Genomic DNA, 12,667 nt, shown 5'->3' with positions numbered 1-12,667 from the left:
AAGGCCCGCGGCCTGTCCCTCGAGACGGTCTCGGCACTGGTCGCCAAGTACACCGAGGGCCGCTCGCTGGGCTTCCTCGGCGACCCCGGCGTCAACGTCGTCCTGCTCAACAAGGCACTCAGCGAGACAAAGTGACGACGAGTCACTTAGTCGAGTAGGCAGGCTGACCCGGGCGCGGGGGGAGTGAACCCCCGCACCCGGGTCGTCGCCGCGCGTTCCACAGGAGTCGACCCTCGACTCCTGTGCCCGGCCACCCCGCAGAGAGAGCAACGTCATGGCCCGCGATCTCGCCCCCGACCCCCCTGCCCGGCGCGGCCGGCTTCGGGTGTACCTCGGCTCGGCCCCCGGTGTGGGAAAGACCTACCGGATGCTGGACGAGGCGCGGCGTAGACAGGAGCGCGGGGCGGACGTGGTGGTCGGCTACATCGAGTGCCACGGCCGCCGCCATACCGAGAACATGCTCCAGGGCCTGGACGTCATCCCCCGGCTCACCCGCACCTACCGCGAGTCCGAGTTCCACGAGATGGACCTCGACGCCCTGCTCGCCCGCAGGCCCTCGGTCGCCCTGGTGGACGAGCTCGCCCACACCAACATCCCCGGCGGGCGCAACGCCAAGCGCTGGCAGGACATCGGCGCACTCCTCACCGCGGGCATCGACGTCATCACCACCGTCAACATCCAGCACCTGGAAAGCCTCAACGACGTCGTCCAGAAGATCACCGGCATCCCGCAGCGCGAGACCGTCCCCGACGAGGTGGTCCGCCGCGCCGATCAGATCGAACTCGTCGACATGGCCCCGCAGGCACTGCGCCGCAGGATGGCCCATGGCAACGTCTACAAGGCCGAGAAGGTGGACGCCGCGCTCTCCAACTACTTCCGAGTCGGCAACCTGACCGCCCTGCGGGAACTCGCCCTGCTCTGGGTGGCCGGCCGGGTCGACGAGGGCCTGCGCGAATACCGGGCGAGCCACAACATCGACCGGGTCTGGGAGACCCGCGAGCGCGTCGTGGTCGCCCTCACCGGCGGGCCCGAGGGCGAGACGCTGATCCGCCGGGCGGCCCGGATCGCCGACCGGATGGCGGGCGGCGAGCTGCTGGCTCTCCACATCACCCGCAGCGACGGCCTGGCCGGCGCATCCTCGGGCCGCCTTGCGCAGCAGCGCCACCTGGTGGAGAGCCTGGGCGGCAGCTACCACGTGGTGGTCGGCGACGACATCCCCACCGCGCTGCTCGACTTCGCCCGCGCCAACCACGCCACCCAGCTGGTGCTGGGCACCAGCCGGCGCGGCCGGATCACCCGCTTCCTGACCGGTCCCGGGATAGGCGAGACCACCGTGGACGCCTCCGAGGACATCGACGTCCACATGGTCACCCACGAGTTCACCGGCCGCGGCCGGCTGCCCTCGCTGGGCCGCCGGCACTCCCGGCGCCGGACCGTGGCGGGCTTCACCTCCGGCCTGCTGCTGCCGGGACTGCTCACTGAGATCCTCTCCCGGCTCCACCCGACGCTCAACCTGACCACCGTCGCGCTGATCTTCCAACTCGGCGTGGTGGCCGTCGCGTTGCTCGGCGGCGCGGCCTCAGCACTGATGGCCTCGCTGATCGCCTCCTTCCTGCTGAACTACTACTTCATGCCGCCGCTGCACACCTTCAGCGTCGGTGGCCCCAACAACGTGATCGCGCTGGTGGTCTTCGCCGTCGTCGCGCTCACCGTCTCCACCGTGGTCGACCGGGCCACCCGGCAGACCGGCCGCGCGGCCCGCGCCACCGCCGAGGCCGAGACGCTCAGCACCCTCGCGGGGAGCGTGCTGCGCGGCGCCGACGCGCTGCCCGCCCTGCTGGAGAAGTCCCGGACGGCGTTCGCGATGGACTCCGCCGCGCTGCTGGACCGTTCCAGCGGTGAGGTGCTGCTGCGCAGCGACTCCGGTACGCCACCCGTTGCCGAGGGCGCGACCACCGAAATCCCGATCGGAGTGGACGCGTTGCTCGTGCTGTCCGGCCGCCGGCTGCCCGCCGCCGACCAGCGCGTGCTCACTGCGTTCACCGCCCATCTTGCCGCCGCCCTGGAGCGTGACCGGCTGGCCACCGTCGCCGCCGAGGTCGAGCCGATCAAGGCCGCCGACCGGATGCGCACCGCGCTGCTGGCCGCCGTCAGCCACGACCTCCGTACGCCGCTGGCCATCGCCCGAGCCTCGGTCGGTTCGCTGCGCAGCCCGGACGTCGAGTTCTCCCCGGAGGACCAGGCCGAACTGCTCGCCACCGCCGACGAATCCCTGATCCGGCTGACCGGACTGGTCGAGAACCTCCTCGACATGAGCCGGCTGCAGGCCGGCGCGCTCACCCTCAACCTGACACCGGTCCACCTGGACGACCTGCTGCCGCGCGCCCTGGACTCCCTGGACGATCCCGAGGCGCCCGTCCAGTCCGTCGGCCTCGACGCCGCCCCGCCGGTCATCGCCGACCCGCCGCTGCTGGAACGGGTACTGGCCAACGTCATCTCCAACGCCCTGCGCTTCAACGCCCCCGGCGCCCCCGTCCTGGTCACCGCCGGTGCGCACCTGGATCTGGTGGAGATCCGGGTCATCGACCGCGGCCCCGGCATCGCACGGGAGGACCAGGATGCCGTCTTCCTGCCGTTCCAACGCCTCGGGGACACCGACAACACCACCGGCGTCGGCCTTGGACTGGCTCTCTCGCGCGGGTTCGCCGAGGCGATGGGCGGAACCCTGGAGGTCGAGGACACCCCGGGCGGCGGCACCACCATGCTGCTCACCCTGCCCGCCGCGCCCGCGCCCGCGCCCGCGCCCGCGCCCACGCCCACGCCCGCGCCCGCGCCGAGTGGGGACGAGCGGTGAGCCACGTCCTGATCGTCGACGACGAGCCCCAGCTGCTGCGGGTGCTCCGGATCAACTTCCAGGCCCGGCACTACTCGGTGCTCACCGCGGCCACCGGGCAGGAGGCGCTCGACTCGGCCGTCCGCGACGTCCCCGACGCCGTCGTGCTCGACCTCGGCCTGCCCGACTTCGACGGGGTGGACATCATCCACGGCCTGCGGACGGCGATCACCGCACCGATCATCGTGCTCTCCGGACGCAGCGACGCGCAGGAGAAGGTCCGTGCCCTGGACGCCGGCGCGGACGACTACATGACGAAGCCCTTCCTGATGGACGAGCTCTTCGCCCGGCTCCGCGCGATCCTGCGCCGCCCGGTCCTGGAGGCGGTCCCGGCGTCGCTCACGGTGATCGGCGACCACGTGATCGACGTCGTGGCGACCACGGTCACCGGCCCTGCCGGCCCGGTCCGGCTCACCCCCACCGAGTGGAAGATCATTACGCTGCTGCTGGCCAGTCCGGGGCGGCTGGTGCCCGGGCAGCAGCTCCTGCTCGACATCTGGGGTCCCGGCCAGGAGGAGCACGGCAACTACCTGCGTGTCTACCTCGCCGGCCTGCGCCGCAAGCTGGAACGCGACCCGACCCGCCCCCGGCACCTGATCACCGAACCCGGCCTCGGCTACCGCTACCAGCCCTGACCGCGCGGGCGAGCGCGCGGGCGCCAAGAGTCCGTCAAGACGGGTGCCCGCGGCGACAGGAAGGCGTCAGGAAAACCGGAAGTCGATCTTTTCGCACCTAGCGTCTGCGGTGAGGAAACGGTTCCGCTCCGTGGGGGCGCGGGGCCCGCTCCACGCCGATGAAGCCCTACAAGGGGACCACCCGTCGGCGGCCGGTAAGAGGGAGGGGACGCGCGGCATGACAGCGGGAGTTTCGGGCACGGTCATCGCACCGGGGGAGAGTTCGCCGGCGGAGGCGGACTCCCGGGCGACCGGCTCGACACCCGCGCCGCGCGGTCCCCGCCCCCGGCCCACCGTACTGACCCGCCGCTACTGGAACACCCCGCGCCGGGTCCGCGCGCTCACCGCGCTCTGCCTGGTCGCCCTGCTGACCGCCGGCGCCGTCGCGGCCTCGGTGCTGACCGGCGCCCGGGACGGCATCGACACCGTCGGCCACCAGGCCGCACCGCAGGCCGTCCGGGCCGCCGACCTCTCCTTCGCGCTCAGCGACATGGACGCCCAGGCCGCCAACCTACTGCTGATCGGCGCCGACCCCGACTACGCGGCGCTGCGCAAGCAGACCCAGGACACCTACGAGCAGCGCCGCGCCCAGGCCGACGCCGACCTCCAGGGCGCCGCCGAGGCCTCGGCGCACGACCCGGCCGGGCAGCGCGCCGTGCAGACGGTCTTCGGCCAACTGGGCCAGTACGAGGCACTGGTGGCCCGCACCCAGCTCCTGGAGGACCAGGCGCACGCGCCGGCGGCCAAGCCCCCGGCGGCCGCCCTGGACACCTACCGCCAGGCCACCGACCTGCTGCGCCAGCAACTGCTGCCCGCCGCCGAGCAGGTCACCGCCGCCAACGCCGGCAGCGTCGACCGGGTCTACCAGGCGCAGCGCGGCGACCTCGCGGCCGGCTGGTGGTGGGTGCTGGCCACCGGCCTCCTCGCGCTGCTCGCGCTCGCCGTCCTGCAGCGCACGCTCGCGGTGCGCTTCCGGCGGCTGGTGAACCTGCCGCTGGCGGCGGTCACGCTGCTCACGGCGCTCGCACTGGCCGCCGCGCTGACGCTGACCTCGCGGGCCGCGCAGCACCTGGCGGTCGCCAAGAGCAACGCCTACGACTCGGTGATCGCGCTGAGCCAGGCCCGCGCCACCGCCTACGACATGAACGCCGACGAGAGCCGCTACCTGATCGACCCGGACCGCGCGGCCGCCTACCAGCAGAGCTTCTTCGACAAGACCCAGTCCATCGTCCGGCTGGAAGGCACCGACCTCGCCGGCTACAACGCCGCGCTGGCCGGCGCCGTCCGGGCGCACGCGGCGAACCGCGCCGACGTGCCGTTCGCGGGCTTCCTCGGCACCGAGCTGCGCAACATCACCTTCAACGGCGAGCAGCAGGCCGCCGACCGCGCGCTGAACGCGTTCCAGACCTACCAGGTGGACGACCGGAAGATCCGCGACCTGCGGAACCAGGGGCGCCTCAAGGACGCCGTCACCCTCGACACCGGCAGCGCGCCCGGGCAGTCCGACGCCGACTTCGAGCTCTTCAGCAGCGCCCTGGGTGACGTCCTGACGATCAACCAGCGGGCGATGGACCAAGCGGTGGCCGACGCGGACGGCGACCTCGGCGCCGGCCCGGCGGTCGGCGGCGCACTGGTCCTGGCCGCCGCGCTGACGCTGACCGTCCTCGCCGTCCGGCCCCGCCTGCGCGAGTACCACTGACCAGCTCCTAGCCCGCGGCCAGCAGGACCAGGACCAGCGCGGTCAGCACCACGCCCGCGCCCAGCACGACGAAGGTGTACTCGACGCCGCGCCGCTCGCGCCCCTGCACCAGCACCTGCCGTGGGTCGGCGGGGTCGTAGCGGACCAGCACGTGCCGTCCGTCCAGCAGTGGGTGGGCGCGGCTGGAGCAGACGGGCGAGAAGACCTCCATCACCAGGCCCTCCCGGGTGGCGAACTGCAGCAGCGGCCGGGACACGCCGGTGCTCTCCGCGCGGTCGACCGGGCGCTGCCTGACCAGCGCCTGGACCGATATGCCGTCCCGGCGCAACCGCCGGGTCTCGGCGAGCCCGGTGACCCCGGCGAGATAGGCGACCGCGCCACCGACCGCCGCCCACACGGCAGGTACCACGAGGATGGAGAGGCTCATCGCTGTCCCCCTTGGCAGGTGTTCCCGATCCCAGTGTGCGCGCGTCGCCTGTCCCGGCGCGAGGCCCGGAAGGCCCCGGCGCGAAGGAATCGTCAGGAAGACCGGCGGCAGCGTCAGCCTGCTGTCAAGGCCCCCGCCGGCCCGCGCCGGAGCTGTTCTGCTGTGGTCATCCGTTCGCCGACCAAGGGCGACGGGGGTCCGAGTGGGAGACGTCGGTGCGGTGGTCGGTGCCAGAGCAGCCCGGGTTCGACGCGATGGAGGCGCACGTGCGGTCCACCGGCATCGGCGGTCGCCTGCTCGACCGGCCGCATGCCCCGCGCGCCGCAGCGGTCCACTGCGGCGGCCACCGGCTCCTGCGCGGCGATCCCCGCCGCCTCGACCCGTCCTGGCTGGCACCTCTGGAGTTCGGCCAGTTCACTGCCCAGGACCGCTTCCTCCCGCTGCTGGGACGCGCGTTCACCCGGGTGAGTCCGTGGGAGCGCACCGTCTCCGTCCAGCAGTACCGGCCGCACCGGCCGCGTGCGCCACAGGGCATCGACGTGCGCCCGCTGCGCCCAGCCGATGCCGCGGAGCTGGACGCGCTGGATCCGGCGCTGAGGTGGATCACCGAGACGTGGGGCGGTGGCCGCGGCCTGGCATCGAGTGGCCGGGTCTGGGGCGGCTTCGCGGGCAACCACCTGGTCGCCGTCGCCTGCAGCTACTTCGCGGGCCGGGTCCATGAGGATGTCGCGGTGGTGACGCTGCCCGAGTTCAGAGGGCTGGGTCTGGGCCGGGCCTGTGTCGCGGGACTCAGCCTCGGTATCCGGGCCCGGGGCCGGATCCCCACCTGGTCGGCTCCCCGGAGCAACGAGGCGAGCCAGGCTCTCGCCCGGGCGGCCGGATTCCGTCCGGTCCGGGCGGAGGTCTGCTACTACGTGGGAGAAGCAGCCACCAGCATGGCGGCCGGCCGCGCTGCGGTCCGCCCGAACGGCGCAGGAAAACCCGTCCTCACCTGACGGCGCGTCGCAGAATCGGGCTGACCGGTCCGGTGACCGGTCCTCGCCGACCACCGGGTGGAGCTGTTGTGACCGATCTGGCCTTCCTCGGCGTCACGGTTCTCGTGTTCGCCGTCCTCGCGCTGATCGCCAAGGGCGTGGAGAAGCTGTGACCGCCGACAACATCGTGGGACTCATCGTCGCGGTGCTGCTGGTCGGCTACCTGGTCCTGGCGCTGGTCCGCCCCGAGAGGTTCTGAGGTGAACCCCACGCTGGCCGGGTTCCTGCAAGCGCTCGCGCTGGTGGCCGCGCTCGCGCTCTCGCACCGCCCGCTGGGCGACTACCTCGCGCACACGCTGACCAGCGCCAAGCACCTGCGGGTCGAGCGCGGCGTCTACCGGCTGATCGGCGTCAACGGGGACTCCGAGCAGACCTGGAGCTCCTACCTGCGCAGCGTGCTCGCGTTCTCCGCGGTCTCGGTGCTCTTCCTCTACGCCTTCCTGCGGTTGCAGAACCACCTGTGGCTGTCGCTCGGCTTCCCCGCGGTGAAGCCGGCGACGGCGTGGAACACCGCCGCCTCCTTCGTCACCAACACCAACTGGCAGTCCTACTCGGGTGAGTCGGCGATGGGCCACCTGGTGCAGATGGCGGGTCTGGCGGTGCAGAACTTCCTGTCCGCGGCGGTCGGCATCGCGGTGCTGGCGGCGCTGATCCGGGGGTTCCGCCGCAACCTGACGGACCGGGTCGGCAACTTCTGGGTGGACCTGGTCCGGGTGACCTGGCGAGTGCTGCTGCCGGCCTCGGTCGTGCTGGCGATCGTCTTCGTGGCGGCCGGCATGGTGGAGAACCTGCACGCGGCCGCCCAGGTCACCACGCTGAGCGGTGGCGGGCAGAGCATCCCGGGCGGGCCGGTGGCCTCGCAGGAGGTCATCAAGGAACTGGGCACCAATGGCGGCGGCTTCTACAACGCCAACTCGGCGCACCCGTTCGAGAACCCCAACCCGCTCACCAACTGGCTGGAGGTCTACCTGCTGCTGGTGATCTCGTTCTCGCTGCCGCGCACCTTCGGCACGATGGTGGGCGACCACCGCCAGGGCTATGCGATCGTCGCGGTGATGGCGCTGTTCTGGGTCGCCTCCGCCGCTCTGCTGACCTACTTCGAGTGGCAGCACAGCGGCACGGCCCTGCAGGCGGCGGGGGCCGCGACGGAGGGCAAGGAGGTGCGCTTCGGCATCGCCGGCTCCGCGCTCTTCGCCTCCTCCACCACGCTCACCTCGACCGGCGCGGTCAACGCCGCCCACGACTCGCTGACTCCGCTCGGCGGCGGTGTGGCGGTCTTCGACATGATGCTCGGCGAGATCGCGCCCGGCGGCACCGGGTCGGGCCTGTACGGGATGCTGGTGCTGGCCGTGGTTGCGGTCTTCGTCGCCGGGCTGATGGTCGGCCGCACGCCCGAGTACCTGGGCAAGAAGCTCGGTGGCCGGGAGATCAAGTTCGCCTCGCTCTACATCCTCACCACCCCGGCCGTCGTGCTGATCGGCACCGGGGTGGCGATGACGTTCAGGAGCGAGCGGGCCGCGATCCTCAACAGCGGACCGCACGGCTTCTCCGAGGTGCTGTACGCCTTCACCTCGTGCGCCAACAACAACGGCTCCGCCTTCGCCGGCCTCACCGTCACCAGCACCTGGTGGAACACCGCGCTCGGCCTGGTGATGCTCTTCGGCCGGCTGCTGCCGATGGTGTTCGTCCTGGCGCTGGCGGGCTCGCTCGCCCAACAGCACCCCGTCCCGGTGACCGCGGGCACGCTGCCCACCCACCGGCCGCTCTTCGTCGGGATGCTCTCCGGCGTGGTGCTGATCGTCGTCGGCCTCACCTACTTCCCGGCGCTGGCGCTGGGGCCGCTCGCGGAAGGCCTGCACTGATGTCCACCCACCAGGCGAACGAGCTGTACGAGCCGCACCGGGTCTCCGGGGGACTGCTGGATCCCCGGCAGCTGCTGGCGGCCTTCCCCGACGCGATCCGCAAGCTGGACCCCCGGGTGATGGTCAGGCACCCGGTGATGTTCGTGGTCGAGGTCGGCTCGCTGCTCACCACCTACTCGGCGATCCGGCACTCCAGCGCCTTCGCCTGGGTGATCACCGTCTGGCTCTGGCTGACGGTGGTCTTCGCCAACCTCGCCGAGGCGGTGGCGGAGGGCCGCGGCAAGGCCCAGGCCGAGACCCTGCGCCGGACCAGGACCGAGGCGGTGGCCCGGCGGGTCGTCGGCGACTGGCGCCCGGGCGCCGTACGGCCGACCGAGGAGGAGGTGCCCGCCGCCGAGCTCCGGCTCGGCGACCACGTGGTGGTGGAAGCCGGCGAGCTGATCCCCGGCGACGGCGACGTGGTCGAGGGCGCCGCCTCGGTGGACGAGTCGGCGATCACCGGCGAGTCCGCGCCGGTGATCCGTGAGTCGGGCGGCGACCGCAGCGCGGTCACCGGCGGCACCCGGGTGCTCTCGGACCGGATCGTCGTGAAGATCACCTCCAAGCCCGGCGAGACCTTCATCGACCGGATGATCGCCCTGGTCGAGGGCGCGGCCCGGCAGAAGACGCCCAACGAGATCGCGCTGAACATCCTGCTCGCTGCGCTGACCATCGTCTTCCTGCTCGCCGTCGTCACCTTGCAGCCGATGGCCGCCTACGCGGGCGCCGAGCAGACCATCGTGGTTCTCGTCGCGCTGCTGGTGGCGCTGATCCCGACCACCATCGGCGCGCTGCTGTCGGCGATCGGCATCGCGGGGATGGACCGGCTGGTGCAGCGCAACGTGCTGGCGATGTCGGGGCGCGCGGTCGAGGCGGCGGGCGACGTCTCCACTCTGCTGCTCGACAAGACCGGCACCATCACCTTCGGCAACCGCCAGGCCGCCGAGTTCACCCCGGTCGGTGGCACGGACGTCAACCTGCTGGCCGACGCGGCCCAGCTGTCCAGCCTGGCCGACGAGACCCCCGAGGGGCGCTCGATCGTGGTGCTGGCCAAGGAGAAGTACGGGCTGCGCGCCCGGGCCCAGCACGAGATCGGGCACGCGCAGTGGATCGAGTTCACCGCGCAGACCCGGATGAGCGGCGCGGACCTGAGCGAGGACGGCGGGAGTCGGCAGATCCGCAAGGGGGCGGCCGGCTCGGTGGTCGGCTGGGTGGAGGAGAACGGCGGCCAGGCCGGGCCCGAGGTCGCCGCGGTCGTCGAGGGGATCTCCTCGGCGGGCGGCACGCCGCTGGTGGTGGCCGTCCACCAGAGCGGTGAACCCGCCCGGGTACTGGGCGTCATCCACCTCAAGGACGTGGTCAAGCACGGCATCCGGGAGCGCTTCGAGGACCTGCGCACGATGGGCATCCGGACCGTCATGATCACCGGCGACAACCCGCTGACGGCCCGGGCGATCGCGGACGAGGCCGGCGTGGACGACTTCCTCGCCGAGGCCACGCCCGAGGACAAGATGGCGCTGATCCGCCAGGAGCAGGGCGGCGGCAAGCTGGTGGCGATGACCGGCGACGGGACGAACGACGCCCCGGCGCTGGCGCAGGCGGACGTGGGGGTGGCGATGAACACCGGCACCTCGGCTGCCAAGGAGGCCGGGAACATGGTGGACCTGGACTCCAACCCCACCAAGCTGATCGAGATCGTCGAGATCGGCAAGCAACTGCTGATCACCCGGGGCGCGTTGACGACCTTCTCGATCGCCAACGACGTCGCCAAGTACTTCGCGATCATCCCGGCGATGTTCGCCTCGGTCTACCCGGGCCTGCGCCACCTCAACATCATGGCCCTGCACAGCCCCCGCTCGGCGATCACCTCGGCGATCGTCTTCAACGCGCTGATCATCGTCGGTCTGATCCCGCTCGCCCTGCGCGGCGTGCGCTACAAGCCGTCCTCGGCCTCGGACCTGCTGCGCCGCAACCTCACCGTCTACGGCGCCGGGGGGCTGGTGCTGCCGTTCGTCGGCATCAAACTCATCGACCTGGTCGTCCAGTTCATCCCCGGTCTGCACTGAGCGAAGGAGGCGCACCATGGCGAACCCCCTACCGGTCCTGGTCCGGCTGCACCTGACCGGCCTGCGCGTCCTGCTGGTCTTCACCGTGGTCTGCGGCCTGGCCTACCCGCTGCTGATCACCGGGATCGCCCAACTGGCCTTCTCCCACCAGGCCAACGGGTCGCAACTGAAGCAGGGCGGGCGGGTGGTCGGCTCCGATCTGCTGGGCCAGAGCTTCGACCTGCCGAAGAAGAACCCCGCCGACCCGAACGAGCAGGCACAGCCGGACCCGCGCTGGTTCCAGCCGCGCCCGTCGGCCGCCGGCGCGGGCTACGACCCGACCGCCTCGGGCGCCTCCAACCTGGGCCCCAACAGTGCCGACCTGCTGAAGGCGGTGCAGGCCCGACGCGCCGCCGTCGCCGCCTTCGACGGCGTCGCCCCCGGCCGGGTGCCGCCCGACGCGCTCACCGCGAGCGGCTCCGGCCTCGACCGGGACATCTCGCCCGCCTACGCTGAGGAGCAGGTCGACCGGGTCGCCAAGGCCCGCGGTCTGGACCCGGACCGGGTGCGGCAGCTGGTGGCGGACCACCGCACCGGCCGCACGCTCGGCTTCCTCGGCGACCCCCGGGTGGACGTCCTGGCCCTCAACCTCGCGCTCGCCCGGCAGGGGTAAGGAGGCGCGCGGTGACGCAGCAGCGGGGCCGGTTGAAGGTCTACCTCGGTGCCGCGCCGGGCGTGGGCAAGACCTACCGGATGCTGGACGAGGGACTGCGCCGCAAGGAGCGCGGGACCGAGGTGGTGGTCGCCTTCGTCGAATGCCACGAGCGGCAGCGCACCGAGTCCATGCTGCGCCGCTTCGAGGTGCTGCCGCGGGCCCAGCGCAGCTACCGGGGAGCCGAGTTCACCGAACTCGACCTCGACGCCGTGCTCACCCGTAGGCCGCAGGTGGCGCTGATCGACGAACTCGCGCACACCAACGTCCCCGGCGGGCGCAACGCCAAGCGCTGGCAGGACGTCGAGGAGCTGCTCGCGGCCGGCATCGAGGTCGTCACCACCGTCAACGTCCAGCACATGGAGTCCCTCAACGACGTCGTCCACGAGATCACCGGAGTTCCGCAGCGCGAGACCGTCCCGGACGAACTCGTCCGCCGGGCCGACCAGATCGAGCTGGTGGACATGCCGCCGGAGGGCCTGCGCCGCCGACTCGTGCACGGCAACGTGTACTCCGCGGACGAGGTGGACGCCGCGCTCGGCAACTACTTCCGGATCGGCAATCTCATCGCGCTGCGCCAGCTCGCCCTGCTCTGGCTGGCCGGCCACGTCGACGAGCGCCTGCAGAGCTACCGCGCCGAGCACGGCATCACCGAGGTCTGGGAGACCCGCGAACGCGTGGTGGTCGCCCTCACCGGCGGTCCGGAGGACGAGAGCCTGATCCGGCGCGCCGCCCGGATCGCGGCGCGCTCCGCCGGCGGCGAGCTGCTCGCCGTGCACGTGGCGCGCGGCGACGGCCTGTCCGACGCCGGCCCCGAGGCGCTCGGCACGCAGCGCCGCCTGGTGGAGAGCCTCGGCGGCACCCTGCACTGGGTGGTCGGTGACGACATTCCCGCCGCGCTCCTGGAGTTCGCCCGCTCCCAGGACGCCACCCAGCTGGTCCTCGGCACCAGCCGCCGCAGCCGCATCGCCCGAGCACTCGGCGGCCCCGGCACCGGCGAGACGACCATCGAGCTGTCCGGCGAGATCGACGTCCACATGGTCAGCCGTTCGGCGGACGGGCGAGGCCACCGCCTCTCCGGCGGGTGACGCCGCGCCGGGTCAGTCGGCTCCTACTGGAGCTTCCACTGCTGGTTCCAGGCGTTGGTGCAGGTCCAGACACCGAGGGCCTTGGCGTCCTCGTCGTACGTCAGGCAGTCCTGGTCGGTGATCCGGATCTGGTACTGGCCGCCGCCCTGGCTGACGAGCTGCCACTTCTGCTCGTCGGCGCCGGTCCACGGCTT

11 protein-coding genes are annotated in these 12,667 nt (G+C 72.2%); 10 read left to right on the top strand and 1 reads right to left on the bottom strand.

Annotation, left to right across the window (positions count from 1 at the left end):
- Positions 1-12 precede the first annotated feature (12 nt).
- From P3T37_RS36750 to P3T37_RS36735, 4 genes are all read left to right on the top strand, one after another.
- Positions 13-135 carry a potassium-transporting ATPase subunit C gene (locus P3T37_RS36750; RefSeq protein ID WP_280728317.1) on the top strand — a complete coding sequence of 41 codons (123 nt, stop codon included), beginning with the start codon at positions 13-15 and terminating at the stop codon, positions 133-135.
- A 139-nt stretch (positions 136-274) separates the two neighbouring features.
- Positions 275-2,854 carry a sensor histidine kinase KdpD gene (locus P3T37_RS36745; protein ID WP_280728316.1) on the top strand — a complete coding sequence of 860 codons (2,580 nt, stop codon included), beginning with the start codon at positions 275-277 and terminating at the stop codon, positions 2,852-2,854.
- Complete coding sequence (locus P3T37_RS36740) at positions 2,851-3,528, top strand: response regulator (RefSeq protein ID WP_280728315.1); 678 nt, start codon at positions 2,851-2,853, stop codon at positions 3,526-3,528. Before P3T37_RS36745 ends, P3T37_RS36740 begins: the two co-directional genes overlap by 4 nt.
- Before the next feature lie 217 nt (positions 3,529-3,745).
- Complete coding sequence (locus P3T37_RS36735) at positions 3,746-5,266, top strand: hypothetical protein (RefSeq protein WP_280728314.1); 1,521 nt, start codon at positions 3,746-3,748, stop codon at positions 5,264-5,266.
- 7 nt (positions 5,267-5,273) lie between these two features.
- Here P3T37_RS36735 and P3T37_RS36730 read toward each other — a convergent pair whose 3' ends face one another.
- Positions 5,274-5,693, bottom strand: a complete 420-nt coding sequence (locus tag P3T37_RS36730; protein WP_280728313.1) for a DUF3592 domain-containing protein — start codon at positions 5,691-5,693, stop codon at positions 5,274-5,276.
- 227 nt (positions 5,694-5,920) lie between these two features.
- On the opposite strand from P3T37_RS36730, the gene P3T37_RS36725 reads away from it, so the two are divergent.
- From P3T37_RS36725 to P3T37_RS36700, 6 genes are all read left to right on the top strand, one after another.
- The gene (locus P3T37_RS36725; protein WP_280728312.1) at positions 5,921-6,688 is read left to right on the top strand and encodes a GNAT family N-acetyltransferase; all 768 of its coding nucleotides are present in this window, start codon (positions 5,921-5,923) and stop codon (positions 6,686-6,688) included.
- Between the two features lie 148 nt (positions 6,689-6,836).
- Positions 6,837-6,926, top strand: a complete 90-nt coding sequence (gene kdpF, locus P3T37_RS36720) for a K(+)-transporting ATPase subunit F (protein WP_035802891.1) — start codon at positions 6,837-6,839, stop codon at positions 6,924-6,926.
- Position 6,927: 1 nt separating this feature from the next.
- The gene (kdpA, locus tag P3T37_RS36715) at positions 6,928-8,589 is read left to right on the top strand and encodes a potassium-transporting ATPase subunit KdpA (RefSeq protein WP_280728311.1); all 1,662 of its coding nucleotides are present in this window, start codon (positions 6,928-6,930) and stop codon (positions 8,587-8,589) included.
- Entirely contained in the window at positions 8,589-10,694 is a 2,106-nt protein-coding gene (kdpB, locus tag P3T37_RS36710) for a potassium-transporting ATPase subunit KdpB (RefSeq protein WP_280728310.1), read from the top strand. The genes kdpA and kdpB overlap by 1 nt, the downstream gene beginning before the upstream one ends.
- Before the next feature lie 16 nt (positions 10,695-10,710).
- On the top strand, positions 10,711-11,346 hold the full coding sequence (kdpC, locus tag P3T37_RS36705) for a potassium-transporting ATPase subunit KdpC (protein WP_280728309.1): 636 nt from the start codon (positions 10,711-10,713) through the stop codon (positions 11,344-11,346).
- Between the two features lie 11 nt (positions 11,347-11,357).
- A complete protein-coding gene (locus P3T37_RS36700; RefSeq protein ID WP_348533321.1) occupies positions 11,358-12,473 on the top strand; it encodes a universal stress protein in 1,116 nt (371 codons plus the stop codon).
- The last annotated feature ends 194 nt before the right edge of the window (positions 12,474-12,667 follow it).

Source organism: Kitasatospora sp. MAA4, from assembly GCF_029893355.1.
In the GTDB taxonomy this organism is placed as follows: Bacteria; Actinomycetota; Actinomycetes; order Streptomycetales; family Streptomycetaceae; genus Kitasatospora.
The sequence above is the reverse complement of the archived record's forward strand: the minus strand, read 5'-3'. Positions and strand labels throughout refer to the sequence as shown.

Bases quoted from the DNA above. Each gene is read 5' to 3' on its own strand.
- P3T37_RS36745 (WP_280728316.1), top strand. From the start codon at position 275: ATGGCCCGCGATCTCGCCCCCGACCCCCCTGCCCGGCGCGGCCGGCTT.
- P3T37_RS36735 (WP_280728314.1), top strand. From the start codon at position 3,746: ATGACAGCGGGAGTTTCGGGCACGGTCATCGCACCGGGGGAGAGTTCG.
- kdpB (WP_280728310.1), top strand. From the start codon at position 8,589: ATGTCCACCCACCAGGCGAACGAGCTGTACGAGCCGCACCGGGTCTCC.
- P3T37_RS36730 (WP_280728313.1), bottom strand. From the start codon at position 5,693: ATGAGCCTCTCCATCCTCGTGGTACCTGCCGTGTGGGCGGCGGTCGGT.
- kdpC (WP_280728309.1), top strand. From the start codon at position 10,711: ATGGCGAACCCCCTACCGGTCCTGGTCCGGCTGCACCTGACCGGCCTG.